This is a genomic window from uncultured Parabacteroides sp. (genome assembly GCF_905196875.1).
Classification (GTDB): Bacteria; Bacteroidota; Bacteroidia; order Bacteroidales; family Tannerellaceae; genus Parabacteroides.
On sequence record NZ_CAJJWO010000029.1, the window covers coordinates 1 to 20,176 of the forward strand.

At 42.0% G+C, this 20,176-nt stretch carries 16 protein-coding genes and 1 tRNA gene; 8 read left to right on the forward strand and 9 right to left on the reverse strand.

Annotated elements, in window-relative coordinates:
• Positions 1-507: 507 nt before the first annotated feature.
• Genes cobC through cbiB form a run of 6 tightly spaced genes read right to left on the reverse strand, consistent with a single transcriptional unit; the run spans position 508 to position 4,987 of the window.
• Positions 508-1,038 (reverse strand): alpha-ribazole phosphatase, encoded by a 531-nt coding sequence (gene cobC, locus QZ076_RS11325; RefSeq protein ID WP_293713425.1) that lies wholly within the window; start codon positions 1,036-1,038, stop codon positions 508-510.
• A 12-nt stretch (positions 1,039-1,050) separates the two neighbouring features.
• Positions 1,051-1,803, reverse strand: coding sequence for an adenosylcobinamide-GDP ribazoletransferase (locus tag QZ076_RS11330; RefSeq protein WP_293713426.1), 753 nt, complete (start codon positions 1,801-1,803; stop codon positions 1,051-1,053).
• Between the two features lie 33 nt (positions 1,804-1,836).
• Entirely contained in the window at positions 1,837-2,874 is a 1,038-nt protein-coding gene (gene cobT, locus QZ076_RS11335) for a nicotinate-nucleotide--dimethylbenzimidazole phosphoribosyltransferase (RefSeq protein ID WP_293713427.1), read from the reverse strand.
• Between the two features lie 15 nt (positions 2,875-2,889).
• Positions 2,890-3,408, reverse strand: a complete 519-nt coding sequence (locus QZ076_RS11340; RefSeq protein ID WP_293713428.1) for a bifunctional adenosylcobinamide kinase/adenosylcobinamide-phosphate guanylyltransferase — start codon at positions 3,406-3,408, stop codon at positions 2,890-2,892.
• 3 nt (positions 3,409-3,411) lie between these two features.
• Positions 3,412-4,020: a S4 domain-containing protein gene (locus tag QZ076_RS11345; RefSeq protein ID WP_293713429.1), complete on the reverse strand. Its 609-nt coding sequence runs from the start codon at positions 4,018-4,020 to the stop codon at positions 3,412-3,414.
• A 16-nt stretch (positions 4,021-4,036) separates the two neighbouring features.
• Entirely contained in the window at positions 4,037-4,987 is a 951-nt protein-coding gene (gene cbiB / locus QZ076_RS11350) for an adenosylcobinamide-phosphate synthase CbiB (protein WP_293713430.1), read from the reverse strand.
• A gap of 85 nt (positions 4,988-5,072) precedes the next feature.
• Between cbiB and QZ076_RS11355 the strand changes: the two genes are divergently transcribed.
• Entirely contained in the window at positions 5,073-6,092 is a 1,020-nt protein-coding gene (locus QZ076_RS11355; RefSeq protein ID WP_293713431.1) for an SPOR domain-containing protein, read from the forward strand.
• A gap of 160 nt (positions 6,093-6,252) precedes the next feature.
• Here the strand turns inward: QZ076_RS11355 and QZ076_RS11360 are convergent, their stop codons facing one another.
• Positions 6,253-6,444 carry an Arc family DNA-binding protein gene (locus tag QZ076_RS11360; protein ID WP_293713432.1) on the reverse strand — a complete coding sequence of 64 codons (192 nt, stop codon included), beginning with the start codon at positions 6,442-6,444 and terminating at the stop codon, positions 6,253-6,255.
• 269 nt (positions 6,445-6,713) lie between these two features.
• Between QZ076_RS11360 and QZ076_RS11365 the strand changes: the two genes are divergently transcribed.
• From QZ076_RS11365 to QZ076_RS11380, 4 genes are all read left to right on the forward strand, one after another.
• Positions 6,714-8,717 (forward strand): tetratricopeptide repeat protein, encoded by a 2,004-nt coding sequence (locus tag QZ076_RS11365; RefSeq protein WP_293713433.1) that lies wholly within the window; start codon positions 6,714-6,716, stop codon positions 8,715-8,717.
• A 111-nt stretch (positions 8,718-8,828) separates the two neighbouring features.
• Positions 8,829-11,990, forward strand: a complete 3,162-nt coding sequence (locus QZ076_RS11370; RefSeq protein WP_293713434.1) for a carboxypeptidase regulatory-like domain-containing protein — start codon at positions 8,829-8,831, stop codon at positions 11,988-11,990.
• Between the two features lie 84 nt (positions 11,991-12,074).
• On the forward strand, positions 12,075-13,274 hold the full coding sequence (locus QZ076_RS11375) for an ectonucleotide pyrophosphatase/phosphodiesterase (RefSeq protein ID WP_293713435.1): 1,200 nt from the start codon (positions 12,075-12,077) through the stop codon (positions 13,272-13,274).
• A 219-nt stretch (positions 13,275-13,493) separates the two neighbouring features.
• The gene (locus QZ076_RS11380) at positions 13,494-13,850 is read left to right on the forward strand and encodes an RNA-binding protein (RefSeq protein ID WP_293713436.1); all 357 of its coding nucleotides are present in this window, start codon (positions 13,494-13,496) and stop codon (positions 13,848-13,850) included.
• A gap of 72 nt (positions 13,851-13,922) precedes the next feature.
• Here QZ076_RS11380 and QZ076_RS11385 read toward each other — a convergent pair whose 3' ends face one another.
• Both QZ076_RS11385 and QZ076_RS11390 read right to left on the reverse strand, forming a co-directional pair.
• The gene (locus QZ076_RS11385; protein WP_028726872.1) at positions 13,923-14,138 is read right to left on the reverse strand and encodes a winged helix-turn-helix domain-containing protein; all 216 of its coding nucleotides are present in this window, start codon (positions 14,136-14,138) and stop codon (positions 13,923-13,925) included.
• Between the two features lie 237 nt (positions 14,139-14,375).
• Positions 14,376-14,448 (reverse strand) — tRNA-Glu (locus tag QZ076_RS11390).
• 274 nt (positions 14,449-14,722) lie between these two features.
• On the opposite strand from QZ076_RS11390, the gene mutA reads away from it, so the two are divergent.
• From mutA to QZ076_RS11405, 3 genes are all read left to right on the forward strand, one after another.
• On the forward strand, positions 14,723-16,585 hold the full coding sequence (gene mutA / locus QZ076_RS11395; RefSeq protein ID WP_293713437.1) for a methylmalonyl-CoA mutase small subunit: 1,863 nt from the start codon (positions 14,723-14,725) through the stop codon (positions 16,583-16,585).
• Between the two features lie 12 nt (positions 16,586-16,597).
• A complete protein-coding gene (scpA, locus tag QZ076_RS11400; RefSeq protein WP_293713438.1) occupies positions 16,598-18,745 on the forward strand; it encodes a methylmalonyl-CoA mutase in 2,148 nt (715 codons plus the stop codon).
• Positions 18,746-18,870: 125 nt separating this feature from the next.
• Complete coding sequence (locus tag QZ076_RS11405; protein ID WP_293713439.1) at positions 18,871-20,082, forward strand: J domain-containing protein; 1,212 nt, start codon at positions 18,871-18,873, stop codon at positions 20,080-20,082.
• Positions 20,083-20,176: the final 94 nt, after the last annotated feature.

Genomic DNA, 20,176 nt, shown 5'->3' on the forward strand with positions numbered 1-20,176 from the left:
GAGACTCAAAACAAATGAAAGGAATCAATCGTAAGGTTGGTTCCTTTTTGGGTTTTGTATAAAAGCGCCTTCATGGATTCATGATGTTGTCTTGTATATTGATATACAACGCTTGTATATATGAATCCACACTTGTTTGTGCTTTCATTCGATGAAGGCATAAACGAAAGTGGCTTCATATCCTAATGATCCTATAATCAGTGATCTATCTGTTTGAATGAATGCCTGAACCCGGAATTCTGTAAAACATTTTCCGGCAGGTATGTACTCCTTAAAAATGGCTGCCTATCGGTTTCACCTCCGCTGCTTGTGGGTTTCATCTCCGCTGCCTACCCGTTACGGAAAAGACTTAAGTTTTTCAGATAAAAGCCTTACGCTTTTACCCTATACCCTGTACGGTCGTCCCCTTTAGGGTAGCAAGCCATATGCTATAGGGAGCGGGGGGATACTACATAGGGAGAAAGCTGGTACATATAAGATAAACTCATAACTTAGTAGTATATTGGTTCAGAAGCTCAGTTTAATAACTTCTCCGTAGGAAGGTACATTTTTGAAAGCATCTTTGATGTCGTATAAGCCTGCATAAACCCGTGCACAAGTCAAAACACCACCGTGAGCAAACAGGCAAACGTTTTGCATGTCCGCCTTTCTGATCTCGTCCAGAAAAGAACTGACACGGTTATATTGATCCAGTAATGATTCTCCTTCCGGAGTTTTGGTATTGATCCAGTCTGCAAACCAGGCTTCTGAACGCGGATCGGCAGATAATTCTTCCCATGACTTCATCTCCCATTCTCCGAAATTCAGTTCTTTTATACGGTCTTCCCGTTTGGCTTCCGGATATCCGCAGTAGGTGGCAAGACGCACACAACGGGTTAACGGGCTGCACCAGACTTTGTCGAAGGTAAGCCCGGAGAGCGATTCTTTTACTCTTAACGCTTCTTCCTCAAAAGAAGAACGCAGCGGTACGTCTGTCTGCCCGTAAGCATAGCCTGCGGGAACATCGACGGAGGTGTGTCTGATCAAATAGATATTCATATAATATGTATTCTATAGTGTTACCGTATATATAACAGTTATACCCAGATAAAAGCTCAATTCGCATAACAGGCATGTAGCTCCGCAACAATCACCTGTATATCCCTGTATCTTCTTTTTCATGAGTGTTGTCAGTAAATACCAGGTGGCAACAGGCAGCAGGGCAGCCGGCAAATAAACCGGCTTGGGCAGCCAGCATAAAGGTATCAGCATACAAGCCAGACTGAATATATATTCGTAGGTCGTCATACGACTGTATACTGTTTTGCTTTTTGCCTCTTCTTCCTTTCGGGCATAGGGTAGGCGATTGATAATCATTCCTGCGACTCCTTTACTGTAAGGGTCTCCTGCGAGGATGGCACATCCGGCTAACTCGATAGGAAGGTTGCTCAGCAATAGATAATATAATCCGAAATAACAGATTAAACCGATAACCCCATAGCTGCCTATATGCGAATCTTTCATGATCGCCAGAATCCGTTCACGGCTGGTTCCGCCACCGAATGCATCGAAGAAATCGGCCAGTCCGTCTTCATGCAGGCATCCTGTAATCAGTAGCCGAGTGAGCATTGCCAGAGCCAAAGCAACACTGACAGGTAGAACCAATGCCCCTGCGTATAAAACAAGAACCATCAGTCCGGCAGTAAACCAACCGACCAGCGCCCACCGGCTGACTATATTTTTGAAGTATTCGGCCGGAACCTCTGCCAGTTTCCAGAAAGGTAAACGCGTAAAGAATATGAATGCAGCCAATATACGTAACATAGCTATAAATGTTAGGAAGGAAATACCATCCGGTTAGAAATATTTTGTCACAGCAGCCTGCTGGAAAGTATGCATTTCATTTATCATGCGTACGGCCGAGTCTATGATCGGGTAAGCGCATACTGACCCGGATCCTTCCCCTAAACGTAATCCCAGGTTTAAGACCGGATTTGCCTGAAGGGCATCCAACACTTTCCTGTGTCCTGCTTCATCTCCGCAATGTCCGAAAATGCAGTAGGGTAGCATATCGGGGTAGAGACGGGAAGCGGCCAATACGCAATTGGTCATAATGAAACCGTCGACGAGGATAACCATTTTGAGTTCGGCAGCCCGGAGCATTCCACCTACAGCCATGACCATTTCGTAGCCTCCGAAATAACTGATCACATCTAATGTGCTGTTGTCTCCTTTATAGTTTTCGAGAGCCGCTTTCAATACATTATATTTATGCTGTACGCCACTGCTGTCCAAACCACTTCCGGCACCCACACATTCGATCAGAGGAATACCTGTAAGGCAAGTCATCCACATACTGGATGCGGCCGTGTTGCCTATGCCCATTTCTCCGAAACTGACGACATTGCTTCCTTCTTTATAGCAGTCGGTAACGATATCGGCTCCATACTGAAGGGCCAACTCCATTTCCTCGCGGGTCATAGCTGCTTCATGCAGGAAGTTACGGGTTCCTTTCCGGATTTTACGGTCTATCAATTGTGGTATTGAAGGAAAATCGAAATCGACCCCGCCATCGACAATCTTTATTTCGAAGCCATGTTGACGGGACAGGAAGCATACACCGGCTCCACCGTTCAGGAAGTTATGGATCACCTGGCGGGTGACTTCCTTGGGTGATTTACTTACGCCTTCATCGGCTATGCCGTGGTCGGAAGCATATATTACGTTGACCGGATGATTTAAAGCAGGCGTAAGTGTCTGCTGGATCAGTCCGACCTGAAGGGCTATTTCTTCGAGCCTGCCTAACGACCCTTTGGGTTTGGTCAGATTATTAATTTTGTCTTGTAGTGCTTCTGCAATAGCAGTATCCGGTTTTTCAATGTGGAAAGTAATCATTGTCATATTATTTTGTTATTCTTTTATTTTCATGGGTATTCCGCTTATCATCAGTACGACTTCATCGGCACGGGAGGCAATGTATTGATTCAGCCATCCCTGTAAGTCGGTGAACTTGCGCTGTACCGGATCGGGAGAGACGCCTCCTAATCCTATTTCATTGGTGACGAAGATGAGATAAGCATTCTCTTCGGTCAGCCGGTTGAATTCATCTTTCAGTTCTTTGAGTGACAGTTCGACATTGCTGTCGTTGTCGAAAAAGAAATTGGTGCCCCATAAAGTGACACAATCTATTACAACTACCCGGCCGTCCAGGTTGTGGCGGCTCAGGTATTTTTCCTCTTCGATGTTTGTCCATTCCGGGCCACGGTCGGCCTGATGACGGAGGACACGTTGGCGGAACTCTTCGTCCCATACGCGCGAAGTAGCCAGATAAACCGGATTGGGGCTTAGTGATAAGGCTAACTTTTGCGCATATCCGCTTTTACCGGAACGTTGTCCTCCTGTTACAAGTACAATATGCTTGCCAGACATTCTTTACTCATCTTTAGGTTTATTACGGAATGTAGTGCGTTTAGCCTTGTTCAGAGGGTTGTTTTTACTGGTCTTCCGCAGGCTCGCAGACTTGGGCGATGCAGCCAGACGTTGTGCCACTGCCGCTTTTCCCAACGATTTGCCAAACTTCGGTTGTAACGCTTCTTTCAGAGCTTTTTCTTCCGGACTGAGCTTCTCTTTCGGTTTTACTCCGCTTTTTGTTGCTTTTCTTGCGGCAGCATATTTGTTGTATTTTACGTATTTACCGGGTCTTAGCGTGCTGCCGGAACCGGATGGTTTACTGCCATTTTCCGCTTTAGGGGCAGAGGCAGCCTTTTTTTCTTTTTTCTCCGGAGCTTTTGCTGTTTCTCCGAAAACCAGATTTTGGGTTTTACCGACCACGGCGCGCGAATGTTCCTGAGCCTGGCCTTCGTATTTACCGACATTGATTTGGATATCGTCCAGCATGACAATATCGGATTTACTTACTTTCTGTCCGACTTCCGGTTGTTTGCCATTAACGGTAACCCGTCCCATCTCTATGAATTTGTCCGCTTCCCGGCGTGAGCAATAACCTGCATCACTAAGTAATTTGTTTAGCCTTATTTCCATTTGTCTATAATTGTCTTTAATGTATTAATAGTGATAGAAAACAAACAAGCAATCCCATTACCAGTTCTGTATTGCTATTTATTTTAGTAGCAATTAACATGTCTTCTGTAGTAAAGATTCTGTTGTTGATACCGATATATGGCTTTTCAACCGATTGGCCGAAATAGTCGTGTGCCCCTCCGAAGCGGCAGTCGAGGATAGCAGCCAGAGCAGCTTCCGGATATCCGGAGTTGGGACTGAGATGTGCACGACCGAACTGCCGGAGAAAGTTCCTTTTATGCCAATTGCCTGAAACCAGCAACATCAGGCAGGCTGTTAACCGTGCCGGGATGTAATTGGCAACATCATCCAACCGGGCGGCAGCCTGACCGAAATCTTTATACCGCTCATTCTTATAGCCGATCATCGAGTCGAGCGTATTGATCATTTTATAAGCCATCATGCCGGGCAGTCCCAAAAAAGCAAACCAAAACATGGGGGCGATTACTCCGTCACTCAAATTCTCCGCTAATGTTTCCAAAGCCGCCGCTCTGATTTCCTGGGGAGACAGATCAGATGTGTCGCGGCCGACAATACGACCGACCTGTGTACGTCCTTCTTCCACGCTCCGGTCTACGGCTTCAAAAACGGCTTTTACTTCTGTAATCAACGTTTTTCCTGCCAGGCAGTAGAAAACTCCGACTCCGGCAAGCAGAGCATAAAACCGGGTGTTGATTATTTGTGCCCATTGCAAAAGCAAATACGTCAGTAGATAGACGCCTGCAACAAGGACAAGTGTTAGCAAAGCCCCTTTATGGAAACGATTATCCCCTTGATTGAGCTTCTTTTCACCGAAAGAAATCAGTTTGCCAAACCATATAATGGGATGGGGCCACCCTTCCGGATCACCCAATAGGCGATCTGCCAGCCATCCTCCTAAAAAGGGGATTACTTTTATTAAATATATAGGTTGATATGACCAGTACATTGCATTTGTTATATGAGAGACAAAGGTAGAAAATTGTACCGTTTTTTGTTTTGTAAATTCACGAATAAATATCTACCTTTGTCTTATGCTAAGGATAATAACACATATAGAGCGACTATTGCTGGTGCACGATTGCGTAATTGTGCCGAAATTCGGTGGTTTTGTGTTGCAAACGGTCTCTTCCGTTTACAACGGGGCAGATCATTTGTTTAATCCGCAACGCAAAGAAATTGTTTTTAACATCACATTACAACATAACGACGGCTTACTTTCGGAATCATATATGCAAATGTATGATGTGAATTACCGAAAAGCACAGTTAATGTTGGAGGAAGATGTTGAAGATATGAAAGCTGCTTTGCAGGAGGAAAAGAAGTTATCCCTGGGTGTATTAGGGACCTTTAGCCTGGGAATGGAAGGACAGGTTATTTTCCATCCGGGTAATTCAGATTCCTTTAGTATTGTTTCTTATGGTTTAGCTGCATTTCATTTTCCGCAGTTGAAACCTGTTTTGGCAGAACGTGAAGAAGCTGTACTATTGGCGGGAAAGAAAAAAAAAGATATCTTATACATTCCGGTTAATCGAAAATTTCTCCGTGTCGCTGTTGCTTCTGCGGCCGCTCTCGCTTTATTCCTGTTGGTATCAACTCCGGTAAAGGATGTGAACCAAGCTGCTTATACGGCCAGTTTTGTTCCAACGGAAATGGTTGCTAAAAGTGTGCCGGAAATGAAAGTGGAAGAAGTTTCGTTGACTGTGTCTGTGGAAAAGGAGTCAAAAGCGGCAGAGATAAAAAAGAATACTGTAGTAGTAACCGCTGTTCCTAAGGTCAAAAAACAGGAGACTGTTTCTAAATCTGTTGAAAAAATACCTGCTCCTAAAATGTATCACATCGTAATAGCCAGCTTTCCGACAGCGGAACAGGCTGATAAATACATTGCCGGTGTAGACCGTAAAGAATGTAAGCATGTTAGTAAAGTGGCCCGTGATGGAAAATACCGTATTTATGCAGATAAATTCGATAATCGTGAACAAGCTGAGGCTTATATGGCTACACTTCGTACCAATGATAAATATAAAGATGCCTGGTTGTTTATCAGTCGGTAATAGAACAGCTTATTGTATATATTTCTGATCTTCTACGAGTCGTATTAATACTGATATAAAAAAGCATCCGAAGGAAAATAAAATTTCTTTCGGATGCTTTTTCTTTTTCTCCCGGGATAAAAAAGTTTTTTATGTAGACGTGTTTTAGAGTTATCGTAATTTATTTCTCTTCTTGTTTCGATTGTTTTTTCTTTTTTAGCCGGCCGGCTTTGCGTAAAGCCTGGTCCAGAATGTACTGGATCTGGCCATTGGTGCTGCGGAACTCGTCCGCAGCCCATGTTTCGATAGCATCCATCATATCTGCATCGATTCGCAGGACAAAATTTTTGGTTGCATTCTCTTTTTTGGCCATCACTTATATTAATATTAAAAATTTAGAATCATTGGTGCAATATTCCGGTATTGATAACCGGTCGATCAAACATCGATAATATTGCCGGTAAAATAGAAATACTGATGTCATTAAATGCTCTTTCTTATGATTTCGTAATGATAATTATTTGATATTATTTTGATATCACAAATTAAGCCTTAAAAAAGGATATATCCAAATAAATTATATTCTTTTTTAGGGCAGTATTTAAAATATTCTTTAGCTTTGTCTACTTAAAATTTACGCGATTGGAATTTCAATTAGATACAGACAACAAGGAGTTTCAGGATGCTTTGCAACTGATCACTCACACGCGCCAGTCTGTTTTCCTGACCGGGAAAGCAGGTACGGGGAAGTCTACATTTCTTAAGTATATCTGTGCTCATACCAAAAAGAAATATGTTGTATTAGCACCGACCGGGATTGCTGCGATAAATGCAGAGGGAGTGACGTTACATTCTTTCTTTAAATTACCGTTCCGTCCAATGTTGCCTGATGATCCGGATCTGAGTCTGAAAGATGGAAGAATTTTTGAATTCTTTAAATACAGAAAGGAACACCGGAAGATTATTTCAGAAGTGGAGCTGATCATTATAGACGAGATTTCAATGGTACGGGCCGATATAATTGATTGTGTAGACCGTATTTTACGTGTGTTTTCCGGAAATATGCGTTTGCCTTTCGGAGGTAAACAGTTGCTGTTTGTTGGAGATGTCTTTCAGTTGGAACCGGTGGTCCCGTCGGACCAGAAAGAAATATTGAGTCTGTTCTATGCCAGCCCGTTCTTTTTCTCGGCACGTGTTTTTAACTCTATCAACCTGGTGCCTATAGAATTGCAGAAAGTATATCGCCAAACGGATCCTGTCTTTATCAATATCTTGGACCGGATACGCAATAATGCGGCCAGGAAGCAGGAACTGGATACATTGAATGGCCGTTATTTTCCTGAGTTTGTCCCATGCAACGAAGATATGTATATAACATTAGCTACGCGTCGTGACCAGGTGGATTTTATCAATGAAAAAAGATTATCGGAACTTCCCGGTGAAGAATTTATTTCTACAGGGCGTATAGATGGCGATTTCCCGGAATCATCTTTGCCTACTCAACTGAATCTGGCAATAAAAGATCAGGCACAGGTTATTTTTATCGATAATGATCATGAACGGCGCTGGGTGAACGGAACTATCGGAATGGTATCCGGTATTGACGAGAATGGCAATGTTTATGTCTTGCTTGAAAATGGAATCGAACATTTGGTTGAGCCGACTTCATGGCGTAATTATAAGTATAAATATAATGAGAAGGAAAAGAGGATAGAGGAAGAAATTGTCGGAACGTTCGAACAATTACCTATCCGTCTGGCCTGGGCTATTACTGTACATAAAAGTCAGGGACTTACTTTTAGCCGGGTTGTAGTGGATCTTACCGGAGGTGTTTTTGCCGGAGGACAAACTTATGTCGCTCTAAGTCGCTGTACTTCGCTTGAAGGACTGGTCTTAAAGAGTCGGGTTACTTCTCATGATATATTTGTACGTAAGGAGATTGTTCAGTTCAGTCAGATCTTTAATAATAAGGAACTCATTGATAAAAGTCTTCGTGAAAGCGAGGCTGAACTCCTTTATGCACGTGCAGTTCATGATTTTAACCGTGGAAATATGAAGAATGCTGTAGAGTCATTTTCCATGGCAGTCGGAAAACGTAATGAACTCGGTAACCCTTTGGTTCAAAGGCTGCTTCGCTCCAAACTTCAACGGATCAATACGCAGCAGGAGCAAATAAAGAAATTGAAAGAGGAGTTGTATGCACAGCGGGAAATACTGAAAGAATATGCTCATGAGTATTATTTGATGGGGAATGAATGTGTTACAAAGGCCAATGATCCGAATGCCGCTTTACGTTCTTTTGATAAAGCGTTGAAACTTTATCCTGAATATGTGGATGCCTGGGTTCGTAAAGGGGTTACATTGCTGGATCTGGGTGAAACCTATGATGCTCAGGTTGCTTTGAACGAAGCTGTCCGGTTGAGTCCTCTTTCATTTAAAGCCCGGTATAATCGTGGAAAATGTTACCTGCGTATGAAGTATTATGAAGAAGCTGTTGCAGACCTTCAAAAAGCTGTATCCATAAAGTCGAAACACGCTTCAGCGCACGAGTATCTGGCCGAAGCATATCGTTATGTGGGGGAAGAAGAGCTTGCCAGGCAGCATCAGGATATTGCAGATAGTCTGAGAGAAAATAGAAATATTTAAGAAAGACCCTAAAAATCAAAAGGAATCGTAATGGTTTCGTAATATAGATTATATATCTTTGTAGCGTTTTATAAAAAATGTATTGATTGTTTTATTTAAACACTACTTAGTATGAGGGGCATATTTGTATTCATTCTTTTTCTTTTTTGTCTGACATTCACTATGAATGCTCAGGTTACCACTTCCGGAATTAGTGGGAAAGTCACGGCGGAAGGCGAGTTGCTGATTGGGGCGACAGTACAAGCTGTCCACGAGCCTTCCGGTACTACTTATGGAACAGTGACAAACGTCGACGGACGTTATAGTTTACAGGGAATGCGTATCGGTGGTCCGTATACGGTAGAAGTGTCTTATGTCGGATATCAGAAAGCTATATATAAAAACGTTACTCTTCAATTGGGTGAAACTTATCTGCTCGATGTAAATTTGACGGAATCGTTATCGTTGGACGAAGTGGTTATAACAGCTTCGAAGGCTGCTCTGTTTAATTCTCAGAAAACAGGAGCTGCTCAGAATTTTAATCAGGAACAGATCTTGTCAACGCCTTCTGTTAACCGGAGTATTTTCGATATTACAAAAATGAATCCAATGGGGATTAACACGAGTAGTGGAATGTCATTTGTTGGGTCAAGTAATAAATATAACTCCTTTCAGATCGATGGAACGGCTAATAATGACGTGTTTGGATTGTCTGCCAGTGGAACAAATGGTGATCAGGCTGGAGCAAATCCAATCTCATTGGATGCGATTGAAGAAATTCAGGTGGTAATTGCTCCATTTGATGTTCGTCAGAGTGGATTTACAGGTGGTGGTATTAATGCAATCACAAAATCCGGAACGAATACGTTTCATGGATCTGTGTATGGATATTATAATAATGAAAAATTTTATGGCAAAACGCCTGGTGATGTAAAGGAACGTACACGTTTGGATGATCAATCGTCCGAGACCTATGGAGTTACATTGGGTGGCCCAATCATTAAAAATAAGTTGTTCTTTTTTACGAACTTTGAACGTGCGAAAGAAATTTATCCAACAACAAATAATATTGGAACAGAAAGTTCCAAATTGGATAAAAATGAAGTAGACCAGATTATTAATAAAATATCTCAATTGACGGGAGGTTATAATGGAGGTGGTTATGGTCCTTTGGATGTAGATACTTATTCGAATAAATTTTTAGCCCGTATCGACTGGAATGCGAATGATAAAAATAAATTTACACTCCGGTATAGTTTGCTTGATGCACGTAGTATGAATTTTTCCAATAAATTGGCTGCAGCCCGTTTGAATGATAATGGATATTATATGAAGAACTCCACTCATTCTATTGTTGCGGAATTAAATACACAGATAAGTTCTTTATTGGCGAATGAGTTGCGTGTGGGATGGACTCGTGTACGTGATAATCGTGATCCGCTGGGACAAGCTATGCCTTATGTCAAGATAGAACAACTGTCTAAAAACACTTCATTGGAATTTGGGACGGAAAGATTTTCTATGGCGAACTCATTAAATCAGGATATTTTTACATTAACGGATAATCTGACTAAAATGATAGGAAATCATTCTATCACAGTGGGGACATATAATGAGTTTTTTAAAATGAGTAATCTTTATCTGGCAAACAATTATGGCTCTTATACTTATAGCTCATTGGATGATTTTCTGTCTGTAGGGACCGCTAATGAAGTTGCTCCTAAGTATTATGATTATTCGGTAGCACGCACGGAAATAACCGGAACAAACCGCTGGGCTCCTGAATTTGGAGCTGCACAATTAGGCTTTTATGCACAGGATGAATGGAATGTGACAAATTTGTTTCGGTTAACTTATGGAGTGAGAATGGATATACCGTTGTTTTTTGATGAACCGTTGGCAAACGAAACATTCAATAATTCGGATATAGCAAAACAGTACAATGTTGCTACTAACCAATTACCTTCAACTAAAGTGTTGTGGTCGCCTCGTGTTGGCTTTCGCTGGAATTTAGATGAAGACCGTAAGACTTTAATACGTGGTGGTGTAGGTATTTTTACTGGACGTATTCCTTTTGTCTGGATATCAAATAGCTTTACGAATACAGGTATAGAGGTAAGCCGTACATCTTTAAATTCTTATAATATGCCTAAAGTGGGTCCTGATGATTTTCATTTTAGTATTGACCCGTCAAAGCAATATGAATCTCCGGCTACCTCAGAGGTGAATGTTGTTGATAAAGATTTTAAATATCCTTCTGTTTTTCGTGCAAATCTGGCCTTGGAGCATACTTTACCTTATGATATTCGTGTGAGTTTAGAGGGTTTATATTCAAAAACCTTAAATAATATTTTATATGAAAATATCAATTATCAACCTAATGGTAGCTTAAATAATGGGGGAGATAATCGTCCTATTTATAAAAAGGTCGATGACAACTTTACACAAATAATGTATTTAACTAATACGAATAAAGGATATACGTATAATGTAACAGGTAAAGTTGAGAAGTCTTTTGATTTCGATTTAAATGCGATGGTTGCATATACTTATGGGCAAGCTAAGTCCTTAACGGATGGAAATTCTTCACAGGCTTATTCCGGCTGGAAATATAATCCTGTTTATGGAGGAGATGTTGCTCCGGAGTTAAGCTGGTCCATGTTTGACGTACGTAATCGTATAGTCGCTTCTGTATCTTATACAAAAGAATATGCAAAACATTTTGCAACAACTGTGAGTCTGTTTTATAATGGTCAGACTGGTGGGCGTTATTCTTTGCTTTACTCCAAAGATCTAAATGGTGATGGTTATGGAAATGACTTGTTATATATACCGACAGATGCAGAGCGTGAGAAAATGGTTTTTACTGATATTGTTTCAAGTGGAAAAGTAACCTCAACTGCAGCAGAACAAAAGGATGCTTTTATTAAATGGATTGAAGGAAATAAAGAAATCAGAGGAACAAAAGGGGACCATATGAAACGCAATCAATTAGTAATGCCGTTTGAGCATCATTTTGATTTTCATATTGCGCAAAATTTCTTTGTGAATGTGGCAGGAAGAAGGCATACTCTGCAAGTAAATTTTGATATATTGAATGTCGGAAATTTATTCAATAAGAAATGGGGATTATATCATCAGACTTCTACTGGATATGATCTGACGCCTGTAACTGCATCTGCTGGTAAGGATGGTCAGTTTACTTATCAGTTCCGTGATCCGGGTGATATGTATACGAATACGGCAATAACTTCACGTTGGCAGGCTCAGGTAGGTTTACGCTATATTTTCTAACCGGGTATTTTGCGATTTGAATTAAATAATCGGAAGAGGTTCGCTATCTTTGTGAACCTCTTTCTTTTTGAAGTAATTATGGATATGAAAAGATATTTAAATCTGTTTTTAGGATGTATGGTTCTTTCTGGAATCTTTCTTTCCGGTTGTTCTTCGCCTAAGCATAATGACCGTTATGTAGTTGTTCTTTCCATGGATGGTTTCCGGTCCGATTATCCGGATCGTGCTTATACCCCAACCTTAGACTCTCTGGCAAAAGTCGGGATACGTTCAACTTTCCGTCCATCGTTTCCCAGTGTCACTTTTCCTAACCATTATAGTATGGCAACCGGCTTACATCCGGACCATCATGGTTTGGTCAATAATTTTTACTATGCTCCCGACCTGGATAGTGTTTATCGTATGGCAGATCCGACACCCGGTTTTTATGGGGGAGAACCGATCTGGAATACCGCGGAGAAACAAGGTGTACGTACCGCCTCTTTTTTCTGGGTAGGCAGCGAATATCCGATTCAGGGACGTCAGCCTTCTATCTGGAAACCATTTGATAAACAGGTCCCTTATTCAGACCGTGCGGATTCTGTGGTAGCCTGGTTGTGTTTGCCGGAAGATATACGCCCTCATTTGGTTATGTGGTATATAGAGGAACCGGATGGGATCGGCCATATCTGTACCCCCGATTCTTCAACAACCTTGCAAAAGGTAGAAGAACTGGACCGGGTGTTGAATCATTTCTTTAATGAAGCCCGCAAACTGGATATCTTTGATAAAATAGATTTTATTGTCCTTTCCGATCATGGGATGGCAACCTATACTCCGGATAAATATGTCAATCTGAATGATTACTTACCCAGAGATAGTTTTGATTACGTATTTGACGGTGTCCCGACTTTGTTGTATCCGAAAGCCGGATATAGGGATAAAGCGTATGCAATTCTGAAGCAGGTACCTCACATTAGCGTGTGGAAGAAAAATGAGATACCTGAGAAATATATTTATGGCTCGAATCCCCGCATTGGTGATTTGTTCGTAATGCCGGATGTCGGAACCTATTTGGATTTCCGGACCGAATCGCGTCCAAGATTTGCTGCTACACACGGGTATGATAATTTCGCTCCGGAAATGCAGGCTATATTCTATGCTGCCGGACCGTCTTTCAAACAGCATGCGGAATTGCCGGCTATGGCAAATGTGAATTTGTATCAGATCATCGCACGTTTATTAGATATTAAGCCGGCTCCTAACGATGGAGACAGTCTGGTAGTTAATACCTTATTCCGGTAGGAGTAAGAAATAAATATGGACAAAATTGAAAAAACAGAATTTTTCACGAAGTTTGTTGATTTTATAGTAAAATACCCGGATTAATCAATTACATTTGTAGCATATTTGAGATTGACTTAAGTTTGTATTAGAAGTAATTGCTCACAACTTGATTTGTAAAGTAAACTTTTTATCCAACACATTCAGGCTCAATAAACAATTAAAATTAAAGTTTACAAAATGAATCTTTACATTTCAAATTTAAGTTACAACATCACAGATGCTGACTTAAGAGAATTATTTGCAGAATATGGTGAAATTACTTCTGCAAAAGTTATTACAGACAGAGAAACCGGCCGTTCAAGAGGATTTGGTTTCGTTGAGTTAGCCGATGAAGAGTTAGCAAAAAAAGCAATTGAAGAATTAAACCAGGCAAGCTATGATGAAAAAATCATCAATGTAACAGAAGCCAGACCTAGAGAAGACAGAGGCGACAGAGGTGGTCGTAGCTTCGGAAACAATCGTGGCGGTGGCTACGGTGGCGGAAACAGAGGCGGCGGCTACGGTGGTGGCAATAGAGGCGGTGGAAGATATTAATTCTATCATAAAATAAAAAAAGCGATCGGAAACGGTCGCTTTTTTTATTACTATCGTAAGGAATGTAAAACGTTAAAAGTCATAATTCATTCCCGGACAAAAAGCTAGTTGACTACTTGCACTTTTGATCTGAATCTTATTTTCGCGGGCAAGCCATCCGATTGCAGACCATAAATCAGCTTCACACAATGAGGTCGCTTTCTTCAGCTCCTCAAAACTCCAACATCCACCATCCAGTAACAGATTCCAGATGGTACCTGCATTTAATCCAATTGTTCCTTTCGTCATGACAAACTCTGTTTTATGTTTATGGTATGTTTTAAGTAAACTGAATTTAAAGAGAAAATGATATATTTGAACTGCTTTTTTAGCTTGTTTTAAAAGATAGGGTGTTCTGGTTAACCCTTATTGGAAATAATCACGGATCGGTTAACTTTAATCCACAGAAACAGCTGGGGAACCTTTGGGGTTTGATTATCGTTTAAACAAAAAAGCCTACTGAAATGAATCAGCAGGCTTTTTTTGTAGTGCGTCCGGGGATCGAACCCGAGTTTCCGCCGTGAGAGGGCGGCGTCCTAGGCCACTAGACGAATGCACCGTTTCGTGTCATAGTTTTCATTGTTTGACGCTGCAAAATTAAGTATTATTTCTTTTCGGTGTTCTCTTTATGCAGAAAAAATGTAAAGAATTTTATCCTGCTCTGTCAGAATGATACAAGAATTGTCCTTATACCACTAAAAGGCGTTAAAAGCGAGCGCATTTTCGCTTATATTTCATTGTTCTTCCTGTTTATTTATTCTACCTTTGCCCCCTGTTATTGAACAATATACTATTGAACAATTACTAATACCAGTATTAAAATAACTAATATTATGGCAGAACTAAAAGAAAAACTTTTCTCAGAATTCGCTCCGGTCTCTACTGAAGAGTGGATGGCGAAGATTACGGCTGACCTGAAAGGTGCTCCGTTTGAGAAAAAGCTTGTTTGGAAGACAGGCGAAGGATTTAATGTAAATCCTTTCTATCGTGCAGAAGACATCGAAGGACTGAAGACAACCGAGTCTCTTCCCGGTGAATTCCCTTATGTTCGCGGAACAAAGAAGGATAACGATTGGAAGGTACGCCAGAACATCGAAGTAACTTGTTTCAAAGAAGCTAACGAAAAAGCGCTTGACATTTTGAACAAAGGGGTTACTTCACTCGGTTTCATCATCAAAGGCGATGAAGTAAATGCCGAAAATATTGCCACTTTATTAAATGGTATCTGTCCGGAAGCTACTGAACTGAACTTCAACACTTGCAACTGCAAGGCTGAAAAGCTGATCGGTATCCTGGAGTACTATCTGAAAGGAAAAGACGTGGACCTGAACAAATGTTTCGGTTCCGTCAATTACGATCCTTTCAAAAAACCGTTGGTGAAGGGGAAAGAAAATGAAAATTGGGTGGAAGCTGCATCTGCTGTGCTCAAAGCAGGACAGGCTTTACCTGGTTATAAAGTATTAGCTGTAAACGGTTTCTATTTCAACAATGCCGGTGCTTATATCACTCAGGAACTGGGTTATTCATTGGCTTGGGGTAACGAACTGATGGCTAAACTGACTGAAGCCGGTTTCAGTGCAGACGAAGTTGCCAAGAAGATCAAATTCAATCTGGGGATCAGTTCTAACTACTTCATGGAAATCGCTAAATTCCGTGCTGCCCGTTGGTTGTGGGCTGAGATCGTTGCTGCTTACAATCCTGCATGCAACTGCGCCTGCAAGATGAATGCACATGCTCAGACTTCCGAATGGAATATGACTGTTTACGATGCTCACGTAAACTTGTTGCGTTCTCAGACTGAAGCAATGTCTGCAGCTTTGGCCGGTGTCGATTCTATCACTGTCCGTCCGTTCGATAAAACTTATCAGACTCCGGATGATTTCTCAGAACGTATCGCACGCAACCAGCAATTGTTACTGAAAGAAGAATGTCACCTGGATAAGGTAGTCGATCCTTCTGCCGGTTCTTATTATGTAGAAGTACTGACTAACTCGTTGGCAGACGTTGCCTGGAAACTGTTCCTGGAAGTAGAAGACAAAGGCGGTTTCGGTGCTGAAGTGGCTAACGGTAACATACAGAATGCAGTAAATGCTTCTAACGTAGCTCGTAAGAAAGCGGTTGCTACCCGTCGTGAAATCCTGCTGGGTTCTAACCAGTTCCCGAACTTCACAGAAGTAGCTGCCGGTAAGATCAAAGAAACAGCTTCCTGTTGTTGTGGCGGTGGTCACTCTTGTGGTGAATCAACTGTTACTCCTCTTGATTTCTCTCGTGGTGCATCTGAATTCGAAGCATTGCGTCTGGCAACGGAAAATAGCGGTAAAACTCCGAAAGTGTTTATGTTAACTATCGGTAACCTGTCTATGCGTATTGCCCGTTCACAGTTCTCAAGCAACTTCTTTGCTTGTGCAGGATACAAGGTAATTGATAACTTAGGTTTCGAAACAGTAGAAGCCGGCGTTGATGCAGCGATGGCGGCGGGTGCTCAGATCGTTGTTCTTTGTTCTAGTGATGACGAATATGCAGAATACGCTCCTGCCGCTTATAAAGCATTGGCCGGACGTGCTGAGTTCGTTGTAGCCGGTGCTCCTGAATGTATGGAAGACCTGAAAGCTCAGGGTATCGATCAATTTATCAATGTAAAGAGCAACGTGCTCGAAACATTGAAGGCTTTCAACGCAAAATTAGGAATCGCTTAAGTAGAAACAATTATGAGACCAAATTTTAAAAACATAGATATCAAGAATGCCGGTTTTGCAGCTACCAATGCTGCCGAATGGGCAAAAGCCAACGGCATTGAAGCCGATTGGAAAACACCTGAGCATATCGAGGTGAAACCTGTTTATACGAAAGATGACCTGGAAGGTATGGAGCATCTGCACTATGCATCCGGTCTGCCTCCTTATCTGCGTGGTCCGTATAGCGGTATGTACGCTATGCGTCCCTGGACAATCCGTCAGTATGCCGGTTTCTCTACAGCAGAAGAATCAAATGCATTCTACCGCCGTAACCTGGCTTCCGGTCAGAAAGGTCTGTCTGTTGCATTCGACCTTCCGACACACCGCGGATACGATGCCGACAACGAACGTGTTGTAGGTGACGTTGGTAAAGCAGGTGTATCTATCTGTTCGCTGGAAAATATGAAAGTATTGTTCGCAGGTATTCCTTTGAACAAGATGTCTGTTTCCATGACAATGAACGGTGGCGTTCTTCCGGTATTGGCATTCTACATCAACGCAGGTCTGGAACAAGGCGCTAAGTTGGAAGAAATGGCCGGTACGATCCAGAACGATATCCTGAAAGAATTCATGGTGCGTAATACTTATATTTATCCGCCCGAATTCTCAATGAAGATCATCGCTGATATCTTCGAATATACATCACAGAAGATGCCGAAGTTCAACTCTATCTCTATCTCCGGTTACCATATGCAGGAAGCCGGTGCGACAGCAGATATTGAAATGGCTTATACACTGTGTGACGGTATGGAATATCTTCGTGCCGGTGTAAACGCTGGTATAGATGTGGATGCATTTGCTCCGCGTCTGTCATTCTTCTGGGCGATCGGTGTGAACCACTTCATGGAAATCGCCAAGATGCGTGCTGCACGTATGTTGTGGGCGAAGATCGTGAAGAGTTTCGGTGCCAAGAACCCGAAATCACTGGCATTGCGTACTCACTGCCAGACTTCAGGATGGTCATTGACAGAACAGGATCCGTTCAACAACGTAGGCCGTACTTGTATCGAGGCGATGGCTGCTGCACTGGGACATACGCAGTCTCTGCACACTAACGCGCTGGACGAAGCTATCGCATTGCCGACAGACTTTTCTGCACGTATCGCTCGTAACACACAGATCTATATCCAGGAAGAAACAAAGATCTGTAAGGAAATCGACCCGTGGGCCGGTTCTTACTATGTAGAATCTTTGACAAATGAACTGGTACACAAAGGTTGGGCATTGATCCAGGAAATCGAAAGCATGGGCGGTATGGCAAAAGCTATCGAAACAGGTCTTCCGAAGATGCGTATCGAAGAAGCTGCAGCTCGTACACAGGCTCGTATCGACTCTGGTGTTCAGACAATCGTTGGTGTTAACAAATATCGTTTGCCGAAAGAAGATCCGATCGATATCCTCGAAATCGACAACACTGCCGTTCGTAACGAACAGGTGGCAGCTCTTAAGGTGTTGCGTGAAAACCGCGATGAAGCAGCTGTTCAACAGGCATTGGCCGATATCACTGAATGTGTGAAAACTAAGAAAGGCAACTTGCTGGAACTGGCTGTTAAGGCTGCCGGCCTGCGTGCATCATTGGGAGAAATCTCGGATGCCTGCGAAGTTGTTGTGGGACGTTATAAAGCAATCATCAGAACTATATCAGGCGTGTATTCATCAGAAACAAAGAAAGACGCAGACTTCATCAAAGCTTGCGAGCTGACAGAAAAGTTTGCGAAGAAAGAAGGTCGCCAGCCGCGTATCATGATCGCTAAGATGGGTCAGGACGGACACGACCGTGGTGCAAAAGTTGTTGCAACCGGTTATGCCGACTGTGGTTTCGACGTGGATATGGGACCGTTGTTCCAGACTCCGGCAGAAGCTGCCCGTCAGGCTGTTGAAAACGACGTTCACGTAATGGGTGTTTCTTCTTTGGCTGCCGGACACAAGACATTGATCCCGCAGGTTATCGACGAACTGAAGAAGTTAGGCCGCGAAGACATCATCGTCATCGCCGGTGGTGTAATCCCTGCACAGGACTACGACTTCCTGTACAAAGCAGGTGTTGCTGCTATCTTCGGCCCGGGTACTTCAGTGGCTAAGGCTGCTGTTCAGATCCTGGAAATCCTGTTAGGTGAATAATAGCTGAATATATTACAGATTGATACTGCGTAGTTTTCTGTAGAGAACTACGCAGTTCTTTTTTTCCAATGTGCACGAATCTATATACACAAAGAACATACTTACATAATAAAATATATATAAAAATGGCAAAACAACGACATTTTCATGAGGGAAGGACAGGAAGAAACGATATCTCCCGTCGTTTATCCGATAAAAAAGAAAGAGAGCAATTATCCGGTGCACAATTAGAATTAAATTGTATAAGAAAGAAGATTGCCAGCCAAAAAGAGGAAATCTATCTGATACCGGAAAAGGAAGAACGTATCAAGGATTTTTTTGAACGGAATGCTAAACTTGTATTTGAAAAAGAAACAGCTTTAAAATATAAGTATCTTGTGTATCTGGATGAGGCTTATGAGAGTGGAGAACTGACTTCCGGCGAAAAGGATACACTTCTCGATCTTTTTGCAGAGGAAAGCCAGGGAGTCGAAGATTTCGTAACTACCGACGAACAACGGGAACATCTTTTAGAGTTGAGATATAAATATGACGAACTGACTCTCGGTATGAGTCGTGAGGAGTTGGATCAGGAAGCTGTAGAAGATACTTTAAGCCTGTTTGTCAATCGTTGTGGTATTAGGCCCAATAAAGCAATGGAGGCCGCGAAGACGGAAGACGAATTGTTGACTGCTATTTCTGATTATATTGAAGCGAAAGACCTTAAAGCGATTCTGGCAGCTACCGGAGAGAAACCGAAGCGTGTCGGACGGAAAACAAAAGATGCTGGAGAAAAAAAAGTATCAAAGAGACTTTTGCTTGAGCAACTTCAGATAAGCCAGGCTATTGGAGAAATGAAAAAACTCTATGTAGATATGGTAAAAGAATTTTACAAAGGAGAGGTGGAAGATGAAGTGCGTACTGCCCGAAAAGAAGAGCTTTTGAAGCTTTTAGCTGTCGATAATGCACAAAAAAATCTGGCAGATCTTTTGATCACACAGATCGAATGGATGGAAGAAGTAGCGATGGAAGCTCCGACTGAAGAAAAAGACCTTATGGCATATAATACGAAACTCCGTTATTTATTGATTTGTTTTGGTGAACAGGTGAGAATTGTCAAAAATGCTCCGATTCCTGGTGTAGAAGGACCGTATACCCAACTGCGTAACTTTGCATGGAAGGATCTGCCTATTCAGATGAATATGTTGTTTACTCGCCACAAAAAAGATATGAAAGGTATCGAAGAATATGTATCTTCAGTCTCTACTGTTTCCGGTTTGAAATCATTCCTGAAGCGGTACGGGCAAAGTCACGGCGATGGCGGCTTCCTGGGAGAAGATGACTGGAATTGGGGATAAATTTATTTTTTAGAAGAAAGTAATAGGGTCGTTTTTCGTTTGAGAAACGGCCTTTTTTGTTTATGTTTACACCTCGATAACAATAAGCTTATTA

Bases quoted from the DNA above. Each gene is read 5' to 3' on its own strand.
- cobC (WP_293713425.1), bottom strand. From the start codon at position 1,038: ATGAATATCTATTTGATCAGACACACCTCCGTCGATGTTCCCGCAGGC.
- QZ076_RS11330 (WP_293713426.1), bottom strand. From the start codon at position 1,803: ATGTTACGTATATTGGCTGCATTCATATTCTTTACGCGTTTACCTTTC.
- cobT (WP_293713427.1), bottom strand. From the start codon at position 2,874: ATGATTACTTTCCACATTGAAAAACCGGATACTGCTATTGCAGAAGCA.
- QZ076_RS11340 (WP_293713428.1), bottom strand. From the start codon at position 3,408: ATGTCTGGCAAGCATATTGTACTTGTAACAGGAGGACAACGTTCCGGT.
- QZ076_RS11345 (WP_293713429.1), bottom strand. From the start codon at position 4,020: ATGGAAATAAGGCTAAACAAATTACTTAGTGATGCAGGTTATTGCTCA.
- cbiB (WP_293713430.1), bottom strand. From the start codon at position 4,987: ATGTACTGGTCATATCAACCTATATATTTAATAAAAGTAATCCCCTTT.
- QZ076_RS11355 (WP_293713431.1), top strand. From the start codon at position 5,073: ATGCTAAGGATAATAACACATATAGAGCGACTATTGCTGGTGCACGAT.
- QZ076_RS11360 (WP_293713432.1), bottom strand. From the start codon at position 6,444: ATGGCCAAAAAAGAGAATGCAACCAAAAATTTTGTCCTGCGAATCGAT.
- QZ076_RS11370 (WP_293713434.1), top strand. From the start codon at position 8,829: ATGAGGGGCATATTTGTATTCATTCTTTTTCTTTTTTGTCTGACATTC.
- QZ076_RS11375 (WP_293713435.1), top strand. From the start codon at position 12,075: ATGAAAAGATATTTAAATCTGTTTTTAGGATGTATGGTTCTTTCTGGA.
- QZ076_RS11380 (WP_293713436.1), top strand. From the start codon at position 13,494: ATGAATCTTTACATTTCAAATTTAAGTTACAACATCACAGATGCTGAC.
- QZ076_RS11385 (WP_028726872.1), bottom strand. From the start codon at position 14,138: ATGACGAAAGGAACAATTGGATTAAATGCAGGTACCATCTGGAATCTG.
- mutA (WP_293713437.1), top strand. From the start codon at position 14,723: ATGGCAGAACTAAAAGAAAAACTTTTCTCAGAATTCGCTCCGGTCTCT.
- scpA (WP_293713438.1), top strand. From the start codon at position 16,598: ATGAGACCAAATTTTAAAAACATAGATATCAAGAATGCCGGTTTTGCA.
- QZ076_RS11405 (WP_293713439.1), top strand. From the start codon at position 18,871: ATGGCAAAACAACGACATTTTCATGAGGGAAGGACAGGAAGAAACGAT.